Here is a 23771-nt window from a genome sequence, read left to right as displayed (position 1 = left end):
GCGCCCGGCGCTTCATCCCCGAACCCGTCACCACTCGCGCTCGGCGATCAGCTCCTCCGGGTCCGCGTCCGTGAAGCCGTACGCCGTCGCGATGATCCAGAAGGCCTCGCCTATCTCCTCGCGGGCGACCGTCTCCAGCTCGCTGCCCGCCGCCTCGAACTCCGCCTCCAGGTCGTTGAAGGCCTCGGTCGCCACCGCGGTCAGCGCGTACAGGGCGGTGAGGTCCGCGGGGTTCTCGGCCTCGATCCGCTCGCACAGGGCGCGCAAGACCGCCGTGCCCTTGTCCAGGACGTGGTCCGGGAAGTAGTCGTCCTCGTACAGCAGGGCCAGGAACGCGTGCCCCGCCAACTGCTCGTTCGTGATCGCCATGGTGGTCCCCCCATAGGTTCCGTGCGTCCATACGTTCTGTCGCCGCTGTTCCCGATACTCCCCCACACCACTGACAATCGGGCCCGGCCGCTGGTCCCCACCGGCTTCCGCGTGCCGAGCATCACCCTGGACAGCGACCACAACCGGCGGGTAACTTCGAAGGGAGTCTGAGCAAGCGCTTAGGCAGCACCATAAGTTCCGCGCATTCCGCGAATCGACTGCCGACCTAGGAGGCATCCCGTGCGCCGTACGGTATTCAACGAGGACCACGAGGCGTTCCGGGAGACCATCCGCGCCTTCATCGCGGCCGAGGTCGTGCCGGTCTACGACGAGTGGTTCGCCGCGGGCCAGGTGCCGCGCGACTTCTACCTCAAGCTCGGTGAGCTGGGCATCTTCGGCATCGAGGTCGACGAGGAGTACGGCGGCGCGGGCATCGACTCGCACAAGTACGAGGCCGTCATCTACGAGGAGACCGCCCGCGCGGGTGTCTCCTTCGGCGGCTCCGGTGTGCACACTCTGCTCGGCCTGCCCTACGTGAAGATGCTCGCCACCGGCGAGCAGAAGAAGCGCTGGCTGCCGAAGTTCGCCACCGGTGAGGAGATGTGGGCCCTCGCGATGACCGAGCCGGGCACCGGCTCCGACGTCGCGGGCATGAAGACCACCGCCAAGCTCTCCGAGGACGGCACGCACTACGTCCTCAACGGCGCGAAGACCTTCATCACCGGCGGCGTGCACGCCGACCGCGTCATCGTCTGCGCCCGCACCGCCGCCCCGCGCGAGGACGACCGCCGCTTCGGCATCTCCCTCTTCGCCGTCGACACCAAGTCCGCGGGCTACTCCGTCGGCCGCAAGCTCGACAAGCTGGGCCTGAAGACCTCCGACACCGCCGAGCTGGCGTTCGTCGACGTCAAGGTCCCGGCCGAGGACCTCCTCGGCGAGGAGAACAAGGGCTTCGGCTACCTCGGCACCAACCTGGCCTCCGAGCGCTGGGGCATCGCCTTCGGCGCGTACGCCCAGGCCGCGGCCGCCGTCCGCTTCGCCTCGGACTACGTGCGGGAGCGCACGGTCTTCGGCAAGACGGTCGCCTCGTTCCAGAACACCAAGTTCGAGCTGGCCGCGTGCCAGGCCGAGGTCGACGCGGCCCAGGCCGTCGCCGACCGCGCGCTGGAGGCCCTGGACGCCGGTGAGCTGACGGCGGCCGAGGCCGCCTCCGCGAAGCTGTTCTGCACCGAGGTCGCCCACCGCGTCATCGACCGCTGCCTCCAGCTGCACGGCGGCTACGGCTTCATGAACGAGTACCCGATCGCCCGCCTGTACGCGGACAACCGGGTCAACCGCATCTACGGCGGCACCAGCGAGGTCATGAAGTCGATCATCGCCAAGTCCATGGGCCTGTAAGGGGATACCGTCCCTCCATGAACGAGAGTCCCGATCCCCTGCTCGATCTGCTCCACCTGCTCGACCTGGAGCAGATCGAGCGGGACATCTTCCGGGGCGTGAGCCGCAGCGCGCTCGTGCCCCGGGTGTTCGGCGGCCAGGTAGCGGCCCAGGCGCTCGTCGCCGCGGGCCGCACCGTCCCGGCCGACCGGGCCGCCCACTCCCTCCACTCGTACTTCCTGCGGGCCGGCGACCCCGGCGCACCCATCGTCTACAGCGTCGACCGGATCCGCGACGGGCGGTCCTTCACCACCCGTCGCGTCGTCGCCGTCCAGCACGGGCAGCCGATCTTCCACCTCTCGGCGTCATTCCAGACGTACGAGGAGGGGATGGAGCACCAGGCACCCATGCCCGCCGCCCCGGACCCGGATTCCCTGCCGACGGCCGCCGAGATGCTGCCCCGGTACGCGGACCGCTTCAGCGATCCCGGTGTCGTGGACCGGCTGATCGAGGCGCGGGCCGCGGTGGACCTGCGGTACGTGGACGCGCCGCCGTTCGGCACGGTGGGCGAGGCGCGCGAACCCCGTTCGCAGGTGTGGTTCCGGACGAACGGCAAGCTCGCCGACGACCCGCTGCTGCACGTCTGCCTGGCCACGTACGTCTCCGACATGACCCTGCTCGACTCGGTGCTGCTCGCCCACGGGCGGGGCGGCTGGGCGGTCGGGGACGTGGTCGGCGCGAGCCTGGACCACGCGATGTGGTTCCACCGGCCGTTCCGGGCGGACGAATGGCTGCTGTACGACCAGGAGTCGCCCTCCGCGTCCGGCGGGCGCGGACTGGGCCAGGCCCGTATCTACACCGCCGACGGGCAGCTGGCGATCACCGTCATCCAGGAGGGCGTCGTCCGCGTTCCCCGGGATTGACGCGTTCCTCAGGGATGACGCGTCCCCCCGGTGGGGATGAGCACCACCCGAAGTGGCATTTCGGACATACTCCCCACCATGAGCGACGTGAAAACGGAGAGCGAAGCTGATGGCGGGAGTCCACCTTCACGGTGATCGTGGCGGCCGTCGCCAACCTCGGCATCGCCGTGGCGAAGGCCGCCGCCGGGCTGATCAGCGGCTCCAGCGCGATGCTCTCCGAGGCGGCCCACTCGGTCGCCGACACCGTCACCGAGGTCATGCTCCTCACCGCGCTCAAGCGGAGCGGGAAGCCGGCCGACGAGGCCCATCCCCTCGGCTACGGCTCCGAGCGCTACATCTGGGCGATGCTCGCCTCCATCGCCACCTTCGTCGGCGGGGCCGTCTTCTCCGTCTACGACGGGGTGCACACCCTGGTCGCGGGCGTGGAGCTGGGCGATCCGCTCATCTCCTACATCGTCCTCGGCGTCGCCTTCCTGCTGGAGAGCTACTCGCTGCGCACCGGAGTCAAGCAGGTGCGGCGCGAGGCATCACGACTGCGGGTGCCGGACGCGTACTACCTGCGGCACACCCCGGACACGGCGGTGAAGGCCGTCGTCATGGAGGACTCGGCCGCCCTGATCGGGCTCCTGCTGGCGGCGGGCGGGCTGCTGGGCGGGCAGCTCTCGGGCTCGGGGGTCTGGGTCGGGATCGCGTCCTGCCTGATCGGGCTGCTGCTCGTGTACGTGGCATGGGTGCTGGGCCGCTCCAACGCGCAGCTGCTCATCGGGCGGCCCCTGCCCCCGGCCATGCGGTCCGGGGTGCGTGAGGAGCTGCTGTCGGTACCGCACATCGTGGACGTACTGGAACTGACCACGCTCATCCAGGGGCCGGCCGAGATCCTGATCGCCGCGAAGATCGACTTCCGGGACATGGCCACCGCCTCGGAGGTCGAGTGGGCCTGCGAGGAGGCGGAGGCGCAGTTGCGCGAGCGGTTCCCCTCGGTCCGGCGGGTCTATCTGGATCCGACGCCGGGGCGGGCGCAGCGGCTGCGGCAGCAGTCCCCCGGCTCCTGAGGACTGACCGGGTCAGCTCCGCCACCGCCTTCGCGATCCGCCGCTCCCGCGTCTCCTGCGCCTTCGCGCCCTCGATCGACGTGACGTGCGCCTTCTGCCGGCTGGGTGAGAGTGCGGCGAACGCCTCCGCGGCCCCCGGCGCGGCCGTAAGCGCCGCCGCGAAGTCCTCGGGCGGCTCCACCGTGCGGGGCACGGTGTCGAGGGTCAGTTCCACCTCGATGGCGTCGCCGCCGCCGATGCCGGTCTCCTTGCGCTTGTCGGAGCTGAACGGGATGAGGTAACGCCCGCCCATCGGGGCGATCGTCGTGCTGAACTTCATGGCCCTGCCCCTTCGTCCGCGTCAGTGCCCGTGCCCATGCCCGTGTCCGTGCTGGTGTCAGTAAACACATCCGCCGGGCCCGAAACTCATCGCCGCACCCTCCCTTACGCGGCGGGCTCCTCCACGGACTCCACGGGTCCCGCGGACTCCGCAGGCTCTTCCTCCAGCAGCCCCGCCGCGTGCAGCAGGTAGTCCGTCATCGGGTCGTAGAAACGCGGGTCGGTGACGTGGTCGTCCAGCGGGACCGTGACCTGGAGGGTGCCCTCCGACTCACCGAGGAAGAGGGCCGGGTCGTTGCAGTCCGCGTAACCGATCGCATCCAGCCCCCGCTGTCCCGCGCAGCCCGCCCAGCCGTGGTCGGCGACGACCAGGTCGGGCAGCGGGCGGCCCAGGTGGGCCATGGCGTCCAGGATGGCGGCCATCGGGGCCGGGGAGTGGGTGTGCCAGAGGGTCGCCCCGCGTTCCAGCATCGCGACGTCGGCGAACTGGAAGACCATGCCCTCGTCCGCCATCAGCCCGGACGGGATGCGGACGATCTCGCAGCCCGCGCGGCGCAGCGCGTCCGCCGTCTGCCGGTGCACGTCCAGCATGCCGCCGGGGTGCCCGGTGGCGAAGAGGACGCGCTCGCGGCCGTCGGCGGCCTTGCGGAGGCGGGCCGCCATCCGCTCCAGGGCGTCGACCGTCAGCTCGGGGTCGATGGTGTCCTGGCCCTGCCGGTGCGCGGGGTCGTCGTTGACGCCGCAGCGCTCGGCCATCACGGCGAGCACGTCCTGCTCGTCGGTCCAGCGGTCGCCGAGCTCCAGGCCCAGCCAGTAGTGGCGGTCGCCGTTGGCGAGCTTGCGGTAGTGGGAGAGGTTGTTGTCGCGTGGCGTGGCGACGTCCCCCGCGATACGCGTACGGACGAGGTGGTCGACGAGGGCGGCACGGCTGGGTATCGGCATGGGCCCATTGTGCCGTCCGGTGTGGGGGGCGTGCCCGGTGTCTTGCCCGGCGGACGGGGCGTGCCTGTTTCCCGCACGGTTCCCTGCCCGGCGGACAGCCGGCTTCCGGCCGGGGACCCCGGCACGGCGGACGGACAGCCGTCCGGTCCGGCGTCGGACCGGCGTCGGACCGGCGTCGGACCGGCGTCGGACCGGCGTCGGTCCGGCAAGTCTTCCGGGACTGTTCACCCTCGCGTGACCTGCTTCTTCCCCCGTCGGACGGGCACCGGGCTCGAATGGAACCACCCAGAGGTCTGGACCAATTGAGTCGCGCCAAACCCGTGTCCGATTCCGTTCGTTGCAGCCCTCCAGGGTGATTGGTCTATACCTATGGCATTAGGGTGGGCCACCTGAAACGGGCACATACACAGCCGTGGGGGGCTTTATGACCGTGCATCACCTTCCGCAACCTCCGTCCGACGACGAGCTCTACTGGTACTTCGGGCCGCAACGCCGGTGGGTGCTGGTGAGCAGCTCGCTGGCCTTCGTGTTCACGGCGGCGACGATGCTCACCTTCGCGCTGCGGACCCCGGCGCTGTGGGCGTTCCTCGCGATCCTCGGGCTGAACGTCGTGGCCCTGCTCCTGTCCTCCGTCAACAGCCTCCGTCAGCGCCGGCTGACCCGGGCGTCGCACGAGGTGCTCGTCCGCGCCTGGCGGCCCGCCGCGCTGCCGGGCGTGGACCTCTACCTGCCGACCTGTGGCGAGCCGCTGCCCGTCCTCGCCAACGCCTACCGCGCGGTCGCCGCCCTCGACTGGCCCGACGCACTCACCGTCTGGGTGCTGGACGACGCCGACCGGGCCGAGGTGGCGGCCCTGGCGGCCGAGCACGGCTACCGGTACGTCGTACGTCCCGACCGGGGGCACCTGAAGAAGGCGGGAAACCTCAACCACGCCCTCACCCTGTCCACCGCCGAGTTCATCGCGATCCTGGACGCGGACTTCGCGCCCCGTCCGGACTTCCTGCGCCATCTGGTCCCGTATCTCGCGGACCCCGCCGTCGGGATCGTGCAGAGCCCGCAGTGCTTCGACACCGACGCGGGCATGGACTGGATCCAGCGCGCCGCCGGGGCCGCGCAGGAGTGGTTCTTCCGCTGGATCCAGCCTTCGCGGGACGCCAGCGACGCCGCGATCTGCTGCGGCAGCAACGCCGTCTACCGGCGCTCCGCGATCGACCTGGCGGGCGGCTTCGCCCGACTCGACCACAGCGAGGACCTGTACACCGGACTCGCCCTGCACGATCGGGGTTTCCGCACCCAGTACGTCCCCGTCCTGGTCGCCAAGGGCACCTCACCGGACACCGTCACCTCGTTCGTCAACCAGCAGTACCGGTGGGCGATGGGCAACCTGCACCTCCTCGGCACCCCGGTGCTGAAGCGGATGGGCGCGCCCTGGCGGATGCGGCTGTGCTTCTACGAAGGCGTCGTCGGCTACCTGACCACGGCCGTGAACACCTTCGCCGCGCCGCTGCCGCCGCTGGTGATGATGTTCTGGTACCCGGACCACGTCCGGCCCTGGCACGTCCTGCCGCTCCTCGCCCCGCTGTGGCTGTGGCACGTGCTGCTGCCCCGGGTCAGCCGGACCCGGTGGCGGGTGGAGGTGATCCGCGCCAACGTCCTCACCAGCGTGGCCGCCGCCACCGCGTTCTGGCACAGCCTGCGGGGTCGCAGCGCCGCCTGGGTGCCCACCGGAGCGCAGAACAAGGAACCGCGGAGCAAGGGGAGTTCGGGGTCGATGGCCCGGCGGGTGGTCGGCGTCTCGCTGGGCTGGCTGGTCCTGTCCAACGGGGCCGCCGCGGCCGGCCTCGCGCTGGCCGTGGCCCGTAACGGCTGGGAGCCCAACTGGGGCCTCGGCCTCTACCTCCTGGTCCAGTTGCAGATCAACCTGCCGCTGATCCGCGACCTGTCGACCGAGCTGCGTCCGTCCGCGAGGTCCGGGGAGCCGCTCGCCGAAGCCCTGCCCCGGACCCGTACGGGTGTGCTGCCCCGCCGCTGGCCCGAGGCCCTCGCCGCCTCCGCCGTCCTCCTGCTCACCGGCCTGCTCGCCTCCGGGTGGGTCAACCCGATGCTCCCGTGGCTGAGTTGAGCCGTCCCGAAAGGCGCCACCCGATGCCCTTCCTCCTCGCCCACGGCCCCCGCCGTAAGCGATCCGCTCCCCCGCCCGCCACACCCCCGCCCCGTGCGGGCCGCTCGGGCGGCGAATCCGGGCCCAGCCCGCACCGGTCCACGTTCCGGCCCGACATCGAGGGGCTGCGCGCGGTCGCCGTCCTCGCGGTCCTGGCCTTCCACGCCCAGATCCCGGGGACCGCGGGCGGCTTCGTCGGCGTGGACGTCTTCTTCGTCATCTCCGGCTACCTGATCACCGGGCTCCTGGTCCGGGAGGCGATCACCACCGGCCGGATCCGGCTCGGCGACTTCTTCTCCCGCCGGGCCCGCCGGCTGCTGCCCTCCGCCGCCGTCGTCCTCGCGGCGGTCGCGGTCGCCGGGGCGTGGCTGACCGTACCGCTGCTCCGCACCGGCCTGGAGCAGGACGTCCTCGCGGCAGCGCTGTCCGTGGCCAACTGGCGGTTCATCTCCCAGCAGACCGACTACCTGGCCGCCGGGCACGACCAGAGTCCGCTGCTGCACTTCTGGTCGCTCGCCGTCGAGGAGCAGTTCTACCTGGTCTGGGCCCCGCTGCTGGCGGTGACCGTGCTGTTCGCCGCCCGTGCGGTGCGCCGGGGGCGGGCCGTGCGCGCGGTCGTGGCGCTCGCCACCGCCGCCGCGGCCGTCGCCTCGTTCGCGCTGTCCCTGCACTGGACGCGGGACTCCGTCTCGCTCGCGTACCTCGGAACGCCCTCGCGGGTCTGGCAGTTCGCCGTCGGCGCGCTGCTCGCGCTGCTGCCCTGGCATCTGCTGCGCGGGCCGCGTCCACTGCGGCTGGCCTGCGGGTGGGCGGGGGCTGCGGCGATCGTCTGGTGCGTCGTGTCGTACGACGCGTCGACCCCGTACCCCGGATACGCGGCGCTCGTCCCCACTCTGGGCACGGCCGCCGTCATCCTCGCCGCGATCCCCGGCCGGGGCGAGCGCGATGCCCAAGGGGCCCTCGGGGTCGGCCGGTTGCTGGCGGGGCGGGGCCCTCGGGCGGTCGGGCGGCTCTCGTACAACCTCTATCTGTGGCACTGGCCGGTGCTGGTGCTCGCCGAGGCCCGTCTCGGGGCGCTCGGCTGGCCCGCGAAGACGGCGCTGACCCTGGCGGCCGTGCTGCCCGCCCTCGCCACCATGCGCTGGGTCGAGCAGCCGCTGCGCCGCAGCCGTACGGTGTCCGAACTCCCGCGCCGGGGGCTGGCGGTGGGGATCTCCGCCATCGTCCTGCCGGTCGCGCTCGCGCTGGTCGTCGGCACCACGACCCTGCATCTGATGGGTCCCGCCACCCCGGTAGATGTCAAGGGTCTCCCGCCGGGTGCCGCCGCCGGGCCGTCGCTGCTCGCCCGGACCGACGGCTCCGCGCTCGCGGACGGACTGCTGGTGCCGGGCCCCGCCCAGGCGCGCGAGGACTTCCCGCCGGACGGGGCCTGCCAGGTCGCCCCTGCGGTGTCCCGCAGCCCGGAATGCCTGTTCGGGGCGGTGGACAGCCCGGACCGGGTCGTGCTGCTCGGCGACTCGCACGCCGGCCAGTGGTTCTCGCCGCTGCTCGCGCTGGCCTCCCAGCGCGGCTGGGCTCTCCAGGAGCTGGTGAAGCAGGGCTGCCCGTTGCCGGAACTGACGGTGAAGAACCCCCAGTTGGGGCGTGCCTACCGGGAGTGCGACAGCTGGCGGGCCGACGCCCTGGACCGCCTGCGTACGGGGCCGAAGCCCCGGCTCATCGTGATCGCCTCGCTCAACCGGTACACCGCCGACGAGAAGCTCCTGACCACCGCGTGGGAGAAGACGCTGAAGCCGCTGCGGGCGATAGGCGTCCCGATCGTGTACATCGAGGACACCCCCGTACCGGGGACGGACATTCCCGCGTGCGTCTCCGGTGCTCCGGACGACGCCGCCGCCTGCGCGTTCGGCCGGGCGGACGCGGTTCCGGCCGACCCGCTGGCGCGGCGGATCGCGTCGGGTGCGGTGCCTGGCGTGCGGTCCGTCAGCGTGAACCCGGTGCTGTGCCCGGGCGACGGGCCGACCTGCCCCGCGGTACGGGACCGGATCCTGCTCTACCGGGACGACGCCCATCTGACGAACGTGGCGGCCATCGTGCTGACCCCCCGGCTGGAGCGGCTGCTGACGGAGTCGGGCGCGCTGCCCCCGGCCGGCGGCCCCGCCCCCGCTCCCACGCCACCTGCCGCACCCGGCAAGGACGGCTGGACCGAGCTGCTGCGGGACGACTTCGACGGACCGGCGAACAGCCGCCCCTCCCCCGCGAACTGGCAGTACGACCTCGGCACCTGCTACCCGGGCTGCCCGGCCCCGCAGTGGGGCACCGGCGAGATCGAGACCATGACCGACTCGACCGACAACGTGCGACTGGACGGGAAGGGCGTACTGGAGATCGTCCCCATCCGGCGGAACGGGAAGTGGAGTTCGGGGCGGATCACCACCGTGCGGTCCGACTTCGCGCCGCCGCCCGGCGGGGTGCTGCGGATCGAGGCGTCGATCGCGCTGCCGGACGTGACGGGGCCGAAGGCGGCGGGCTACTGGCCCGCGTTCTGGACCCTGGGCGCCTCGCTGCGCGACGGGTACACCGGCTGGCCGGGGGTCGGCGAGCTGGACGTGATGGAGTCCGTCAACGGCCGGGACACCGTCTTCGGCTCGATGCACTGCGGGGTCCTGGACGGCGGCCCGTGCGAGGAGCCCGTGGGGCTGACGTCGGGTCCGCAGGAGTGCGCGGACTGCCGTACGGCGTTCCGCACGTACGCCGTCGAGGTCGACCTCTCCCCCGGTGCCGAGGAGGTGCGCTGGTATCTGGGCGACCGGGTGTACCACCGGGTGCGGGCCGACACGATGGACGCCGGGACCTGGGAGCGGGCCGTGGACCACGGGGTGTTCCTGATCCTGAACGTGGCGATCGGCGGCAAGCTGCCGGAGGCGGACGGCGCGACAGCCGGACCGGCCACGGAGCCGGGCCATCCGATGCGGGTCGACCACGTCCGGGTCTCGACGAAGGCGGGCTGACCCGGAAGAAGGCCCTCTTCAGGCGCGAGGTGCCGGTCGGCCCCACAACGTGACGGCCCGCAGCAGCCGTTCGACGGGGCCGAACCGGTGGCGCCTCATCAGCCACGCGGAGGCGGCGAGTTGGCACCCGTAGAAGAGCAACGCGCCGCCCAGCACGGCCGCCGCCCCGGCCCGGCCGTACAGGGCCGCCCCGTAGCCGGTGAAGACGAGCGCCATCACGAGGGACTGCGTCAGGTAGTTGGTGAGTGCCATACGGCCCGCGGGGGCCAGCCGGGCGGCGAGGCGGGCGCCGCCCGGCGTGGTGAACCAGAGGAGCAGGCCGCTCGCGTACGCGGCACTGAGCGCCGGCGCGGTGAGCATGCCGACGACGAACATCGGGATCTCCCAGCGGGCGCCCAGCGGACCCACCGTGCCCGCCGCCATCAGCGCCCCGCCGGGCAGCCCGACGGCCAGACCCCCTACGAGGATCCGGCGCAGCCGGGCCGCCCGGTCCGGGGTGTCGGTGAGGAGGCGGCGGCGGCCCGCCACGAACCCGGCCAGGAACGCGGCGACGACCATGCCGCCCACCATGAACAGTCCGGCCAGCACCTCCGGCCAGGCACCGAGGTTGGCCCGGATCACCTCGCCCGCGCCGCCCCGGTACGCGGCGGCCAGCTCGGCGCGCGCGGCGGCGGCCGTGCCGTCGTCACCGGAGTCCACCAGGGCGACGGCCGCCCCGAGGAGGAGGTAGAGCGCGGCCAGCACCCCGTACACCCAGAGCGCGGTACGCCACATCCTGCCCGGGTCGGCGGAGCGCGCCGCGAACAGGACCAGGCCGAGGACGGCGTACGTGGCGAGGATGTCGCCGGGATACAGCAGCGCCGCGTGCAGGATCCCGAGCACGAACAGGCCGAGCAGGCGGCGCAGCATCCTCGGCGCGAAGGCGGCGCCGTCGCGTTCGGCGGCACCCATCTGCAGGGTGAAGCTGTAGCCGAAGAGGAACGAGAACAGCAGATAGAACTTGGTCTGCACGAACATCATGACGAGCCAGTACGCGACCTGGTCCACGCCGCTGGTGTGCGGTCCGCCGCCGCGCTGCCCGTCGAGGCCCGCCATCACCAGGACGTTGGCGAGGAAGACGCCGCAGAGAGCGAAGCCGCGCAGCGCGTCGACCTCGACGATGCGGCGGGGCCGGGGCGCCGCGGCCGTGGGATCGGTGGTCTCCGGGCTTCGCAGCACGCGTCCCTCGCGGTTCGGTCGGTGTCGGTATCTGTGACGGTATCTGTGCCGGTATCCGCGGTCCGCAGGCCGCGGTCCGTTTCCGTGTCCGTCGCCCCGGGCACTCCGGACGTTCTACGACACCACGGTGAGGACCGTCACCACGCCCACCGCGGCGATCGCCGCCTGAAGGTCGCGGATCGCCTCGCTCACGCTCACGCCCGCCCAGTGGCCTTCGGCGATCCGGGCCATGCGCGGGGCGACCTGCTTCTTCGGCAGACCGGGGAACGTCTGGGGATGCATGCCCGTGGCGTGCAGCAGGGCGACGAGCGCGCTGGTGCGGGCGTCCGGCCCGGCTCCGTGCAGCACCACGGCGGCCAGCCGGGCGCGCAGCTCCCGTTCGACGGTGCCGTCGGCCTCCGGGTAGCGGCGCACCGGGAAGACGCCGAGGGCCCGGTGCCTCTCCTCGGTCACCAGGCCGCGGGCGACGAGGCTCGCCACGACGTCCTGCGAGCCCTTGGCGTGCTCCCGGGTCAGCCAGTCGGCCACTTTGCGGCTGGTGGACGTCCCGTGGACCCAGCGCGCCAGCCGGTCGAGCCGGCCGTCCAGGAGCGGGTCGCCCGTCGGGGTCGGGTCGTGGACCTCGACGCGGCCGCCCCTCACCGTGACGCGGCCCGCCATCACCAGCTCCAGGAGCATGCCCGCCGCCACGCCCCAGCGGGCCGCGGTCTCCCCCTTCGCCGCGCCGGTCGCGTCGTCCAGCGACAGCAGCATGATCTCTTCGCCCAGTGAGACGGTCATGGCGGGCTCCCCGATTCGTTGCGTGTTGACCGGAAAGACGTGAGGACCCCGTCCGGGGTTGCCCGGGAGCCGAGGTTGTCCACGAACGGAATCAGGAGCGGCCCAGGATACGAAACCGCTGCTCAGGAGGGCTCTGCGGCGGCGAAGGCGCCCCGGGCCAGCCGGTGGAGCAGGGCGGCGGTCGCCGCGCGGCCGGGCAGGGCCTCGGGGCGGGCCAGGTGCGGAGTGGAGTTCAGCAGGCCGAAGACGGCGTGCACAGTGACGCGGGCCCGGTTCTCGGCCAGCGCCGGATAGCGGGCGCGGACGACACCGACCCAGACCTCGACGTACTCGCGCTGGAGCCGCCGCACCCGCTTGCGGTCCGTGTCGCGCAGCCGGTCCAGCTCGCGGTCGTGGAGGGTGATCAGGGGACGGTCGTCGAGGGCGAAGTCGATATGGCCCTCGATGAGCGCGTCCAGGAGCGCATCCGGGGAGTCGCCGCCCCGGGCGGCGTCCTCCGCGACCCGCAGCCGTCCGCCCTCCAGCAGGCGTTCGCTGATGCCCACCAGGAGCTCGGCGAGCATCGCGTCCTTGCCGGGGAAGTGGCGGTAGAGGCCGGGACCGCTGATTCCGACGGCGGCGCCTATCTCGTCGACGCCGACACCGTGGAAGCCGCGCTCGGCGAAGAGGCGGGCGGCCTCCCGGAGGATCTGCTCGCGGCGGGTGGGAGCCGCGACGCGGGCGGCGGCATGGGTGCTCATGAGCATTCATTCTAGACAGGGCCGTTAGCGCTCGTTAACCTGAGGGGACGCGTTAACGCTCATTAACAGCCGACCATCGTCAACGGTCAACTATCGCGGTACGGGCAAGGGGGCTCGACACGATGCAGCAGGCACCTGTCCTGGCGAGCGCGGCCGATCCCGCCTCGGAGGCCTGGCAGGCCAACGAGGCGGCTCATCGCGCGCTCTCCGACGAGCTGGCGGGACGCCTCGCCACGGTGCGGCTGGGCGGGGGTGAGAAAGCGCGGGCCCGCCACGAGGCGCGCGGCAAGCTGCTCCCCCGGGACCGGGTGGACGCCCTTCTCGACCCGGGCTCGCCGTTCCTGGAGCTGGCCCCGCTGGCGGCCGAGGGGCTGTACGGGGGCGCGGCCCCGGCGGCCGGGGTGATCGCCGGGATCGGGCGGGTATCCGGCCGGGAGTGCGTGATCGTCGCCAATGACGCGACCGTCAAGGGCGGCACGTACTACCCGATGACGGTGAAGAAGCACCTGCGGGCGCAGGAGGTGGCGCTGGAGAACCGGCTCCCCTGCCTGTACCTGGTCGACTCCGGCGGCGCGTTCCTGCCGATGCAGGACGAGGTCTTCCCCGACCGGGACCACTTCGGGCGGATCTTCTACAACCAGGCCCGGATGTCCGGCGCGGGCATCCCACAGATCGCCGCGGTCCTGGGTTCCTGCACGGCGGGCGGGGCGTACGTCCCGGCGATGAGCGACGAGGCCGTCATCGTCCGCGACCAGGGCACGATCTTCCTCGGCGGCCCGCCGCTGGTGAAGGCCGCGACCGGCGAGGTCGTCACGGCGGAGGAGCTGGGCGGCGGCGAGGTCCACTCCCGTACGTCGGGGGTCACCGACCATCTCGCGGAGGACGACGCGCACGCCCTGCGGATCGTCCGGAACATCGTCGCGACCCTCCCGGACCGCGCCCCGCTCCCCTGGTCGGTCGAGCCGGCCGAGGAGCCGAAGGTGGACCCGGCGGGGCTGTACGGCGCGGTGCCGGTGGATTCCCGCACCCCGTACGACGTACGCGAGGTGATCGCCCGGGTGGTGGACGGCTCGCGGTTCCAGGAGTTCAAGGCGGAGTACGGCACGACGCTGATCACCGGCTTCGCCCGGATCCACGGCCACCCGGTCGGGATCGTCGCGAACAACGGGATCCTGTTCTCCGAGTCGGCCCAGAAGGGCGCGCACTTCATCGAGCTGTGCGATCAGCGCGGCATCCCGCTCGTCTTCCTCCAGAACATCTCCGGCTTCATGGTCGGCCGGGACTACGAGGCGGGCGGCATCGCCAAGCACGGCGCGAAGATGGTCACGGCCGTGGCCTGCACCCGCGTGCCGAAGCTGACGGTCGTCGTCGGCGGTTCGTACGGCGCGGGCAACTACTCCATGTGCGGCCGGGCGTATTCGCCGCGCTTCCTGTGGATGTGGCCGAACGCCAAGATCTCGGTGATGGGCGGCGAGCAGGCCGCGTCGGTCCTCGCCACCGTCAAGCGCGACCAGCTCGGTGACGACTGGAGCGCCGAGGACGAGGAAGCGTTCAAGGCCCCGGTCCGCGCCCAGTACGAGACCCAGGGCAACGCGTACTACGCCACCGCCCGGCTCTGGGACGACGGCGTGATCGACCCCGTGGACACCCGCCAGGTGCTGGGTCTCGCGCTCACCGCCTGCGCCAATGCCCCGCTGCCCCAGAAGGACCCGGCCGGGCCCGCCTTCGGCGTCTTCCGGATGTGAGGAACAGATGACGATGTTCGACACCGTTCTGGTCGCCAACCGCGGCGAGATCGCGGTCCGGGTGATCCGGACCCTGCGGGAGCAGGGGGTGCGCTCGGTCGCGGTCTTCAGCGACGCGGACGCGGACGCCCGGCACGTACGGGAGGCGGACACGGCGGTACGGATCGGCCCGCCGGCCGCGTCGGAGAGCTATCTCTCGGTGCCCGCGCTGCTGGAGGCGGCCCGCCGCACCGGCGCGCAGGCGGTCCACCCCGGCTACGGCTTCCTCGCGGAGAACGCCGCCTTCGCCGCCGCCTGCGCGGACGCGGGCCTGGTCTTCATCGGCCCGCCCGCCTCCGCGATCTCCCTCATGGGCGACAAGATCCGGGCCAAGGAGACGGTCGCGGCGGCCGGGGTCCCGGTGGTCCCGGGCTCGTCCGGAAGCGGCCTGACCGACGCCCAGCTGGAGGACGCGGCGAGGGAGATCGGCATGCCGGTCCTCCTGAAGCCCTCGGCGGGCGGCGGCGGCAAGGGCATGCGCCTGGTCCGCGACGCGGCGGTGCTCGCGGAGGAGATCGCGGCGGCGAGGCGCGAGGCCCGCGCCTCCTTCGGCGACGACACGCTGCTCGTGGAGCGGTGGATCGACCGGCCGCGCCACATCGAGATCCAGGTGCTGGCCGACACCCACGGCAACGTGATCCACCTCGGCGAGCGCGAGTGCTCGCTCCAGCGCCGCCACCAGAAGATCATCGAGGAGGCGCCGAGCGTTCTGCTCACTCCGGAGACCCGGGCGGCGATGGGCGAGGCGGCCGTGCAGGCGGCGCGTTCGTGCGGGTACGCGGGCGCGGGCACGGTGGAGTTCATCGTGCCGGGCGACGACCCGGCCTCGTACTACTTCATGGAGATGAACACCCGCCTCCAGGTCGAGCACCCGGTCACCGAGCTGATCACGGGACTTGACCTGGTGGAGTGGCAGCTGCGGGTGGCGTCGGGCGAGCGGCTCCCGTACGTACAGCAGGACATCGAGCTGAACGGCTGGGCGATCGAGGCCCGGATCTGCGCCGAGGACCCGTCCCGGGGCTTCCTGCCCTCGGGCGGTACGGTGCTGGCGCTGCGCGAGCCGCAGGGCGGCGGGGTGCGGACGGACTCGGGGCTCAGCGAGGGCGTGCCGGTGGGCAGCCTGTACGACCCGATGCTGTCGAAGGTCATCGCGTACGGCCCCGACCGCGCGACCGCCCTGCGCAAGCTGCGGGCCGCCCTCGCCGACACGGTGATCCTGGGGGTCCCGACCAACGCGGGCTTCCTGCGCCGGCTGCTGGCCCACCCGGACGTGGTCTCCGGCGACCTGGACACCGGTCTTGTGGAGCGCGAGGCGGAGAGCCTGGTGCCGGACGGGGTGCCGGACGAGGTGTACGCGGCGGCCGCGGCGGTCCGCCGGGAGGCGCTGGAGCCGAGGCCGGACGCGGGCGGCTGGACGGACCCGTTCTCGGTGCCGAACGGCTGGCGGACGGGGGGTGTGCCGGCGCCACTGGTGTTCCCGCTGCGGGTGTCGGGCGTGGACCCGGTGACGTACGGGGCCCCGGCGGGCGCGGTGGTCGCCCCCGACCTCGTCACGGTCGAACTCGACGGCACGGTGGGCCGCTTCCACCGCTCCGGCGACTGGCTCGGCCGGGACGGCGACACCTGGCACGTCCAGGACCACGACCCGGTGGAGGCGTCCCTGAGCGGGGCGGGCCGGAGCGGGCTGGACACACTGGCGGCCCCGATGCCGGGCACGGTCACGGTGGTGAAGGTGGCCGTCGGGGACGAGGTCGAGGCGGGTCAGAGCCTGCTCGTGGTGGAGGCGATGAAGATGGAGCACGTGATCTCGGCCCCGCACGCGGGGACCGTGACCGAGCTGGACGTCACGGCGGGCGCGACGGTGGCGATGGACCAGGTCCTGGCGGTAGTGGCCCCTGCCGCAGCCGCTTCGGCTCAGGAGGACGCATGAGCACACGCACGCTCCCCATGAAGGTCCCGGCACCCGGCCTGCCGGCCCGGGTCCGCATCCACGAAGTAGGCGCACGGGACGGCCTCCAGAACGAGAAGGAGATCGTCCCGACGGAGGTGAAGGCGGAGTTCATCCGCCGCCTGGCGGTGGCCGGCCTGACCACCATCGAGGCGACGAGCTTCGTGCACCCCAAGTGGGTGCCCCAACTTGCCGACGCGGAAGCCCTGTTCCCTCTCCTCGGGGAGATCGCGGACGTGGGTGACGTCTCCCTCCCGGTCCTCGTGCCGAACGAACGCGGACTGGACCGGGCGCTGGCGCTCGGGGCCCGGTCGATCGCGGTGTTCGGCTCGGCGACGGAGACGTTCGCCGCGCGCAACCTGAACCGGACGGTCGACGAGTCCCTCGCCATGTTCGAGCCGGTGGTGGCCCGCGCCAAGGCGGACAGGGCCCATGTGCGCGGGTACCTGTCGATGTGCTTCGGCGACCCGTGGGAAGGCGCGGTGCCGGTGGCACAGGTGGTCAGGGTCGCGAAGGCGCTGATGGACCTGGGCTGCGACGAGCTGTCGCTGGGCGACACGATCGGGGTGGCGACGCCGGGCCACGTAACGGCCCTGCTGACCGCCCTGAACGAGTCGGGTGTGACGACGGCCGCCGTCGGCGTGCACTTCCACGACACGTACGGCCAGGCGCTGTCCAACACCCTGGCGGCGCTCCAGCACGGCGTGAGCACGGTCGACGCCTCGGCGGGCGGCCTGGGCGGCTGCCCGTACGCGAAGAGCGCCACGGGCAACCTCGCCACCGAGGACCTCGTGTGGATGCTCGACGGCCTCGGCATCGAGACCGGCGTCGATCTCGACGAGTTGACCGCCACCAGCGCCTGGCTGGCAGAACACCTGGGCCGGCCGAGCCCGTCCCGCACGGTCCGCGCCCTGGCCCCTTCCTCTTCTCCCGCCTCCCACAAGGAGTGAGTTACCCATGTCCCTGGACCACCGGCTGACCGCCGAGCACGAGGAACTGCGCCGCACGGTCGAGGCGTTCGCGCACGACGTGGTCGCGCCGAAGATCGGCGACTTCTACGAGCGCCATGAATTCCCGTACGAGATCGTGCGCGAGATGGGCCGGATGGGCCTGTTCGGGCTGCCGTTCCCAGAGGAGTACGGCGGCATGGGCGGCGACTACCTGGCGCTCGGGATCGCCCTGGAGGAGCTGGCCCGGGTCGACTCCTCGGTGGCGATCACCCTGGAGGCCGGGGTCTCGCTGGGTGCGATGCCGCTCCACCTCTTCGGCACGGAGGAGCAGAAGCGCCGGTGGCTCCCGAAGCTGTGTGCGGGCGAGGCGTTGGGCGCGTTCGGCCTGACCGAGCCGGACGGCGGGTCGGACGCGGGAGGCACGCGGACGACGGCGGTGCTGGACGAGGCGACGAAGGAATGGGTGATCAACGGCTCCAAGTGCTTCATCACCAATTCCGGTACGGACATCACCGAGTTGGTCACGGTCACGGCGGTGACCGGCCGCAAGGAGGACGGCCGCCCCCTGATCTCCGCGATCATCGTCCCCTCCGGCACCCCCGGCTTCACGGTCGCCGCCCCCTACTCGAAGGTCGGCTGGAACGCCTCGGACACCCGGGAGCTGTCCTTCTCCGACGTCCGCGTCCCGGCGGCGAACCTCCTGGGCGAACAGGGCCGGGGTTACGCGCAGTTCCTGCGGATCCTGGACGAGGGCCGGGTCGCGATCTCGGCCCTGGCGACGGGCCTGGCGCAGGGCTGCGTGGACGAGTCGGTGAGGTACGCGGCCGAGCGCCACGCCTTCGGCAAGCCGATCGGTGCGAACCAGGCGATCCAGTTCAAGATCGCAGACATGGAGATGCGCGCCCACATGGCCCGCGTGGGCTGGCGCGACGCGGCTTCGCGGCTGGTGGCGGGCGAGCCGTTCAAGAAGGAGGCGGCGATCGCGAAGCTGTACTCCTCGACGGTCGCGGTGGACAACGCCCGCGAGGCGACGCAGATCCACGGCGGCTACGGCTTCATGAACGAGTACCCGGTGGCGCGGATGTGGCGCGACTCGAAGATCCTGGAGATCGGCGAGGGGACGAGCGAGGTGCAGCGGATGCTGATCGCGCGGGAGTTGGGGCTGCCGGGATGAGCCGCCGCCCGATGCTCCGACAACCGTCTCGGCCGCCACGGAACATTCCGTGGCGGCCGGTCAAGCACGATGAGCGCCGGGGTTGCCTGCCGGAGGGCGCTGGCCCATCAGCCCCGCCGATCAGTCAGCGCGCTTGCAGTCCAGCTTCTTCGCCACCGCGTCGGTGAAGGCGCGGAAGGGATCGTTCCAGCGCTCTCCCGGAACCTTGTTGTCCAGCAACAGGCCCTCGTAGGCGTCGTTGCGTTCCATGGACACATACGCGGTCCCGTCCGCGCATTCCAGCAGCGCGGACCCGTCCTGCTCCGCGACTGCCGGATCCCGGCCCGCGAACTTCGTCAGGGTCCGGTCCTGGCTGAGGGCGAAGGTCAGTTGCGGGTCGGTCGGCCCGTCGAGGTCGAGCGTGCAGGCCCACGCAGTGGCGCCCGCCTCCGTGAAGCGCTCGCCGCCCGGGGCGGCTCCACTGCCGAAGAACGTGGACTCGGGCAGCCTGAAACCCTTCAGCCCGCATGCGTTCGCCGTGTCGGTACGGCCAGCCCCACCCTTCTCCGCAGGCCCTTGGATACGGACCGGGTGGGAGAGCTCCGGTGCCGCGCAACCGACGTCCCGGGCGATCTGCCGGGCCGTGTGTACGGCGGTAGCGGCCAGTGCCTGCCGGTCCGCGGCCCCGTTGCTCACTTCCAGTTCGAGCACCGGTGAGGCGTTGGCGCCCGACGACGGGATCTTGTCCCAGCAGGCAGCCGGAAGCATGACCCAGGCCCGGGTGTCGTCGACCGCGCCGGCTGCGCCGTCGGCCAGGTAGGACATGGCCGCCGGGTCCTTCCACAGCCGGGTCCGGAACGGGAAGGTGGTGTCCGGGCGGGTCAGGTCGACGGTGAGGCGTGCCTGATCGCCGCCGATGATCTTGCTGCTGCGCTGGACGACGCAGTCGAAGCCATAGGCGTTGTCGGACACCTTCTCCGGCTCCGCCGACGCGAGGGTGAGCCGACCGGGCCCGTCCAGTACGGCTCCCACGTCGTCGGCGGACACCGCACCGGCACAGAAGTCTTCCCGCCCGAGCAGGTCGGTGTTCCACCAGGCGAACAGCCCTGCTCCGGCGACGACGACGGCACAGGTCAGCGCAGGGATCGTCCTGGTGCGCACCCGAGTTGTTCGCCCGGTCATGGTCGTCACTCCTATTACTTGCGTTCGCGCAGGGCGTCGTAGGCGAGCTCACGCCCGCCCATGTAGCTCTGCCGCGCCTCGCGCTGCGTGGCGCCGATGTCGTCGGTGGACTGGTTGTTCAGCGTGCCCCAGTCCTTGAAGTACTCGTCCAGTTGCTGTTCCGCCGCGTCGTTGCTGGAGCTGATCCGTTCGCGGGCGAGCAGCCCCTCCTCCGCGGTGACGGCCTTGAGCCATTCGTTCGCAACCCCGTCGACGGTCCGCTGAGCCAGGTCACCGACCACGGGGAGCCCGGTGATCATGCCTCCCACCAGGTGGTAACCGTACACACGCTTGTCACCCGCCTCGCTGAGCGCGGCGTCCCGCGCCCCGAGATCGAGATCACCGCCGACCGCGTTGACCGCGCCGTACACCTCGCCCTGCTTCGCCGCCCGGTTCTTGATGCCTTCCAGGCTGTCGAAGTTCTCCGACGAGAGCTGTTCGGACATGTACATCTGTTGTCCCTCACGGATGAGGAAATAGTTCTCCGAGTCCTCGGAGACCCCTCGCATCATCCTCAGGACGCTGCTCCTGCTGTTCTGGATCTGCGAGCCGTCGCCCTCCGCGAGCGCCCCCTCCTTGCCCGTTCTGCCCCCCGGCCCGTCGCCGGCCAGGATATCGACGGTGTCGGGCGAGTACGAGGCCATGGCTCGGGCGAGCGGTCCGCGCAAGTTGGCATGGTCGTCCTTCGAGAGAGTCTCGACGGCCTTGCCGACCCGGTCCTTGTCGTCGCCCTGGCCCTGGGCGTCGCCGTACTCCAGGAGGTTGATCGTGTCGTGCATGATCCGGGCCTGGGCCTCGGAGTGCCGCCCCAGTTCGGTGCCGGGCGACCTCGCCTCCTGTCCGGTGGTCGCCGCCTCCAGCGCGAGGCCGAGGCCGGCCCGTACGTCCCCGTCGAACGTGTCGGACCCGGTCGTCTGGAAGTTGCCCCGCCAGTTGGTGGTGTTCGTGGTGTCCCAGACGTCGCCGCGGTCTCGCAGCAGGTACGTCAGCCGGTCCTTGTCGCTGTCCGCAGCCGGGTCGAGATAGCCGGTGGCGGCCTCCGGGTCCTTGCCCATGACCGAGAGCGCACCGTCGACGGGGTCGTTGGCGAACCAGCCGTCCTCCTTGCCCTCGAAGGAACCGTGCAGGTCCCAGATGTCCTTGTCCTTGCTCTCGGCCTCGATCATGTCGTCCGTGATGTCGGCAAGGAACTGGGGCGAATAGCCGTCGCCCTGCTGCATGAGGGTGACAAGGCTCTGATACCCGCGCGCCTGCTGGCCGTGACCGACGCCCACGGCGATCTTGTCGCCGACGACTTCCAGGTCGTACTGCTTCACGCCCGCCTTCTGCATGCCCTCACGCCAGTTGTTGTAGAAGTCGGCCTCGTCCGTCTTCTTCCACTCGGCGAAATTCTCCTGGTAGCCCTTGGCGCCGTACCGGAGGGGCTTGCCCTGGTCGTCCTTGAGTACCGGCACTCGGGTAGCGCCCGCCAAGGTGTCGGCCAGGCCCTTCTGCAGACCCAGGTAGTCCTTCTTGCCGGCCTTGTCGTCGACGTGAGCCAGGTCCAGGAGCCTGTTCTCCAGCTTGAGCGTGTCCTCGGGCCCCAGGGAGTTCAGCAGCGTCTGGCTGTACTTCGGGTCGTCCGCGTTGTCACGGTTCAGACGATCCCAGTTGGCTCGCTCCGTCGCCGAGAGCTTGCCGCCGTCGAGGACGGTGTCCGCGTAGGACTTCGCCTCACGCGCCTCGTAGACCTCGATGTCTCCGACAGCGGTGCTGTTGAAGCCGTGAGCCGTGCCCGGCAAGGCCTTCTCCAGCCCCGTCTTGACCCCGGCGGCCTTCCTCAGAGCGAGCTTCGCCCCCTGGTCGGCGTCGTCGACCGCTTGCACCGCTTCCTTGATGCGCCGGGTCCAGGTCGCCTCGGCCTGCCGTCGCTTGGTGACGTAGTCCTGGTAGTCCGGGTCATTGCGGTACTGCTCGATCTTGCTGAAGTCGTACGTCGCCCTGCCGTGGGAATCGACGGACATGTGGTCCTCGACCGCCTTGGCGACGGTGTCGGTGACCACCTTGCGCAGCGTGACGAACTGGGTGTGGGCATCACGGAGCAGGGAAGCGATGGCCTTGGCCTCGGTCTGTGCGCCCTGGAGCTGTGCGCGGGTGGCCTTGAACTGCGCGCTGGCGGATGCTGCTGTCAGCCCATGCCATCCACCGTCAGTGGCGACCGGCTGGACCTTGCTCTTGTACAGGTCCTCGACATCCTTGAATGCCTTGGCCATCGCGTCCCACTTACCGGCTGCGGTGGTCAGCGTGTCCAGCTTCGTCGTGACGACGTCCTGATAGGTCAGCATGCCTGCCCTCATGTGCTCTGTACTGCTGTGGTACCGCCCTGGTCATGCCACGCCCCGCGTGGCAGTTCCCGGTCTACTCAGTGCCTGGGGCGAACGGACCGTGGACCGGAGGCGTCGACGGAACCGGGGCGTCGTAGACCGGCGGGGCGTGAAGGCCGGTTCCGTGGAGACCCGGCAGCTGGGGTCCACCGAGTCCGCGCAGGCGGCCGCCCGTGTCCAGGTCGTTGAGGAGGAAGTTCTGCTTGGCGCCCAGAAGAGCGTTCTTGTCGTTGGCCAGCCGTCCCTGGAGGCTCTTCACCTGCAGGCCCCACTCCTCGAGCGCGTCCTTGAGCCCGGTCGCCGTCGCCCAGCCCTTGAACGCGGTCACCGCGCTGTCGCTCGATTCATCGGCGGTCACTCCCGCCGTCCCCGCCGCAGGCTGGATCCTGGTGCTCAGCGCGTTCGCGGCCGCGGCCTTGCCCGAGTCGTTCGTCTTCAGGTCGGCCTGCCCGCCGCCGCCCGGCCCACCCACGCCGTTGAGGCGCATAGCCGCTTCGTTTTTGTGCGCGGCCCATTCCTGCTCGAACGACACCGATTCCCCCTAGCGGATCAGCTGATCGGATCAGCTCGCCACCCTACGGATGGGGTTTGCAGCCGCACAACCCGCCCCGTCGCCACCCCCCGCAACGACGCACCGGGAAGGGCGTCGACCTGGCCGGAGCGGTCACCGTCACCGCCGGGATCCTGCTCCTCGCCCTCGGCGTCGAGCGGGCCACGCACGCCCCGGCCGGCTGGACCGTCATCACGATCGGCGCGGCCCTGCTCCTCTTCCTCGCGTTCGTCCTCATCGAGCGCGCCTCGTCCTCACCGCTGGTGCGCCTGGACATCTTCCGCAGCGGGTCACTGGTCCGCGCCAATGTGTCGGGGCTGCTGTTCGCCGCGGGGTTCTTCGGCTTCCAGTTCATCGCCGTGCTCTACCTCCAGGAATTGCGCGGCTGGTCGTCCCTGCGGACCAGCTTCGCGCTGATCGTCATCGGCGTGGACGCGGTCCTCTCGCCGCTCCTCACCCCGAAGCTGGTGGCCCGGTTCGGCAACGCCCGGATCATCTTCGGCGGGCTGCTCGTCGCGTCGCTGTCGTACGCGCTGTTCCTGCCGATTGCCACGGACTGGACGTACGCGGCGATGTTCCCGGGCCTGCTCCTCCTGGGTGTGTCCTTCTCCCTGGTCTACGGGCCGCTGACCATCGTGGCCACCGACGGCATCGCCGAGGAGGAGCAGGGTGTGGCGGGCGGACTGCTCTACACGTCTTTCCAGTTCGGTGCCGCACTGGGGCTGTCCGCCATGGCTGCCGTCAACGTCACCGCCACGGCCGGGACTTCACCGGCCGCTCTGCTCGACGGGTACCGGGCGGCCCCGGTCGTCCCGCCGGCCGCCGCCCTGATCGCCACCGCCGTCAGCGCGTTCGGTCTCCGCGCCCGGCGTTCTGCGTCCGTGTGGGCGGAGAGCCGGACGGCCCTTCTC

Annotated in this window: 16 protein-coding genes and 3 pseudogenes; 10 read left to right on the top strand and 9 right to left on the bottom strand. The window is 71.5% G+C overall.

Translation table 11 applies throughout. From position 1 onward, the window contains the following. Window positions 1–27: 27 nt before the first annotated feature. Window positions 28–369 carry a DUF5713 family protein gene (locus B9S58_RS07255; protein ID WP_103531299.1) on the bottom strand — a complete coding sequence of 114 codons (342 nt, stop codon included), beginning with the start codon at window positions 367–369 and terminating at the stop codon, window positions 28–30. Between the two features lie 240 nt (window positions 370–609). Here B9S58_RS07255 and B9S58_RS07250 point away from each other — a divergent pair, with 240 nt between their 5' ends. The 3 genes and pseudogenes from B9S58_RS07250 (at window position 610) to B9S58_RS07240 (ending at window position 3721) form a co-directional block, all read left to right on the top strand. Further along, a complete protein-coding gene (locus tag B9S58_RS07250; protein WP_097932910.1) occupies window positions 610–1767 on the top strand; it encodes an acyl-CoA dehydrogenase family protein in 1158 nt (385 codons plus the stop codon). Between the two features lie 17 nt (window positions 1768–1784). Beyond that, a complete protein-coding gene (locus B9S58_RS07245; RefSeq protein ID WP_103531298.1) occupies window positions 1785–2669 on the top strand; it encodes an acyl-CoA thioesterase II in 885 nt (294 codons plus the stop codon). Window positions 2670–2747: 78 nt separating this feature from the next. After that, a pseudogene (locus tag B9S58_RS07240) lies at window positions 2748–3721 on the top strand (cation diffusion facilitator family transporter). Between the two features lie 22 nt (window positions 3722–3743). Here B9S58_RS07240 and B9S58_RS07235 read toward each other — a convergent pair. Further along, window positions 3744–4040 (bottom strand): annotated as a pseudogene (locus B9S58_RS07235) (YdeI/OmpD-associated family protein); the annotation flags it as partial. 104 nt (window positions 4041–4144) lie between these two features. After that, entirely contained in the window at window positions 4145–4981 is an 837-nt protein-coding gene (locus tag B9S58_RS07230) for a phosphatase (protein WP_103531296.1), read from the bottom strand. Window positions 4982–5405: 424 nt separating this feature from the next. Between B9S58_RS07230 and B9S58_RS07225 the strand changes: the two genes are divergently transcribed. Then, window positions 5406–7103 carry a glycosyltransferase family 2 protein gene (locus tag B9S58_RS07225; RefSeq protein WP_103531295.1) on the top strand — a complete coding sequence of 566 codons (1698 nt, stop codon included), beginning with the start codon at window positions 5406–5408 and terminating at the stop codon, window positions 7101–7103. Between the two features lie 23 nt (window positions 7104–7126). Further along, complete coding sequence (locus B9S58_RS07220; protein WP_103531294.1) at window positions 7127–10153, top strand: acyltransferase family protein; 3027 nt, start codon at window positions 7127–7129, stop codon at window positions 10151–10153. Between the two features lie 18 nt (window positions 10154–10171). Here B9S58_RS07220 and B9S58_RS07215 read toward each other — a convergent pair whose 3' ends face one another. The 3 genes from B9S58_RS07215 to B9S58_RS07205 all read right to left on the bottom strand — a co-directional run bounded on the left by B9S58_RS07215 (window position 10172) and on the right by B9S58_RS07205 (window position 12891). Further along, the gene (locus B9S58_RS07215) at window positions 10172–11371 is read right to left on the bottom strand and encodes a DUF418 domain-containing protein (protein WP_103531293.1); all 1200 of its coding nucleotides are present in this window, start codon (window positions 11369–11371) and stop codon (window positions 10172–10174) included. A gap of 114 nt (window positions 11372–11485) precedes the next feature. Next, window positions 11486–12151 (bottom strand): GPP34 family phosphoprotein, encoded by a 666-nt coding sequence (locus B9S58_RS07210; RefSeq protein WP_103531292.1) that lies wholly within the window; start codon window positions 12149–12151, stop codon window positions 11486–11488. Between the two features lie 122 nt (window positions 12152–12273). Continuing rightward, window positions 12274–12891: a TetR/AcrR family transcriptional regulator gene (locus tag B9S58_RS07205; protein ID WP_103531291.1), complete on the bottom strand. Its 618-nt coding sequence runs from the start codon at window positions 12889–12891 to the stop codon at window positions 12274–12276. Window positions 12892–13013: 122 nt separating this feature from the next. On the opposite strand from B9S58_RS07205, the gene B9S58_RS07200 reads away from it, so the two are divergent. From B9S58_RS07200 to B9S58_RS07185, 4 genes are read left to right on the top strand one after another with little or no spacing between them, the layout of a single operon-like run. Further along, window positions 13014–14636, top strand: coding sequence for a carboxyl transferase domain-containing protein (locus tag B9S58_RS07200; RefSeq protein WP_103531290.1), 1623 nt, complete (start codon window positions 13014–13016; stop codon window positions 14634–14636). 7 nt (window positions 14637–14643) lie between these two features. Continuing rightward, a complete protein-coding gene (locus B9S58_RS07195) occupies window positions 14644–16605 on the top strand; it encodes an acetyl-CoA carboxylase biotin carboxylase subunit (RefSeq protein WP_103531289.1) in 1962 nt (653 codons plus the stop codon). Then, the gene (locus B9S58_RS07190) at window positions 16602–17573 is read left to right on the top strand and encodes a hydroxymethylglutaryl-CoA lyase (protein WP_103531288.1); all 972 of its coding nucleotides are present in this window, start codon (window positions 16602–16604) and stop codon (window positions 17571–17573) included. The genes B9S58_RS07195 and B9S58_RS07190 overlap by 4 nt, the downstream gene beginning before the upstream one ends. Before the next feature lie 7 nt (window positions 17574–17580). Further along, on the top strand, window positions 17581–18747 hold the full coding sequence (locus tag B9S58_RS07185; RefSeq protein ID WP_103531287.1) for an acyl-CoA dehydrogenase family protein: 1167 nt from the start codon (window positions 17581–17583) through the stop codon (window positions 18745–18747). Window positions 18748–18867: 120 nt separating this feature from the next. Here the strand turns inward: B9S58_RS07185 and B9S58_RS07180 are convergent, their stop codons facing one another. The 3 genes from B9S58_RS07180 to B9S58_RS07170 form a co-directional block, all read right to left on the bottom strand. Continuing rightward, window positions 18868–19908, bottom strand: coding sequence for a hypothetical protein (locus B9S58_RS07180; RefSeq protein ID WP_146063472.1), 1041 nt, complete (start codon window positions 19906–19908; stop codon window positions 18868–18870). 14 nt (window positions 19909–19922) lie between these two features. Next, entirely contained in the window at window positions 19923–22271 is a 2349-nt protein-coding gene (locus B9S58_RS07175; RefSeq protein WP_103531285.1) for a DUF6571 family protein, read from the bottom strand. Between the two features lie 73 nt (window positions 22272–22344). After that, window positions 22345–22797 (bottom strand): hypothetical protein, encoded by a 453-nt coding sequence (locus B9S58_RS07170; protein WP_103531284.1) that lies wholly within the window; start codon window positions 22795–22797, stop codon window positions 22345–22347. 131 nt (window positions 22798–22928) lie between these two features. Between B9S58_RS07170 and B9S58_RS07165 the strand changes: the two are divergent. Next, window positions 22929–23771 (top strand): annotated as a pseudogene (locus tag B9S58_RS07165) (MFS transporter); the annotation flags it as partial.

Origin of the sequence: Streptomyces sp. SM11, assembly GCF_002910905.1 — a bacterium.
Classification (GTDB): Bacteria; Actinomycetota; Actinomycetes; order Streptomycetales; family Streptomycetaceae; genus Streptomyces.
Note: the sequence above shows the minus strand (reverse complement) of the source record. Positions and strands in the feature narration are given on the sequence as shown.

Excerpts from the sequence above, each read along its gene's own strand:
- B9S58_RS07255 (WP_103531299.1), bottom strand. The coding sequence starts at position 369 with ATGGCGATCACGAACGAGCAGTTGGCGGGGCACGCGTTCCTGGCCCTG.
- B9S58_RS07245 (WP_103531298.1), top strand. The coding sequence starts at position 1,785 with ATGAACGAGAGTCCCGATCCCCTGCTCGATCTGCTCCACCTGCTCGAC.
- B9S58_RS07230 (WP_103531296.1), bottom strand. The coding sequence starts at position 4,981 with ATGCCGATACCCAGCCGTGCCGCCCTCGTCGACCACCTCGTCCGTACG.
- B9S58_RS07225 (WP_103531295.1), top strand. The coding sequence starts at position 5,406 with ATGACCGTGCATCACCTTCCGCAACCTCCGTCCGACGACGAGCTCTAC.
- B9S58_RS07220 (WP_103531294.1), top strand. The coding sequence starts at position 7,127 with ATGCCCTTCCTCCTCGCCCACGGCCCCCGCCGTAAGCGATCCGCTCCC.
- B9S58_RS07210 (WP_103531292.1), bottom strand. The coding sequence starts at position 12,151 with ATGACCGTCTCACTGGGCGAAGAGATCATGCTGCTGTCGCTGGACGAC.
- B9S58_RS07205 (WP_103531291.1), bottom strand. The coding sequence starts at position 12,891 with ATGAGCACCCATGCCGCCGCCCGCGTCGCGGCTCCCACCCGCCGCGAG.
- B9S58_RS07200 (WP_103531290.1), top strand. The coding sequence starts at position 13,014 with ATGCAGCAGGCACCTGTCCTGGCGAGCGCGGCCGATCCCGCCTCGGAG.
- B9S58_RS07195 (WP_103531289.1), top strand. The coding sequence starts at position 14,644 with ATGACGATGTTCGACACCGTTCTGGTCGCCAACCGCGGCGAGATCGCG.
- B9S58_RS07190 (WP_103531288.1), top strand. The coding sequence starts at position 16,602 with ATGAGCACACGCACGCTCCCCATGAAGGTCCCGGCACCCGGCCTGCCG.
- B9S58_RS07185 (WP_103531287.1), top strand. The coding sequence starts at position 17,581 with ATGTCCCTGGACCACCGGCTGACCGCCGAGCACGAGGAACTGCGCCGC.
- B9S58_RS07180 (WP_146063472.1), bottom strand. The coding sequence starts at position 19,908 with ATGACCGGGCGAACAACTCGGGTGCGCACCAGGACGATCCCTGCGCTG.
- B9S58_RS07175 (WP_103531285.1), bottom strand. The coding sequence starts at position 22,271 with ATGCTGACCTATCAGGACGTCGTCACGACGAAGCTGGACACGCTGACC.
- B9S58_RS07170 (WP_103531284.1), bottom strand. The coding sequence starts at position 22,797 with ATGCGCCTCAACGGCGTGGGTGGGCCGGGCGGCGGCGGGCAGGCCGAC.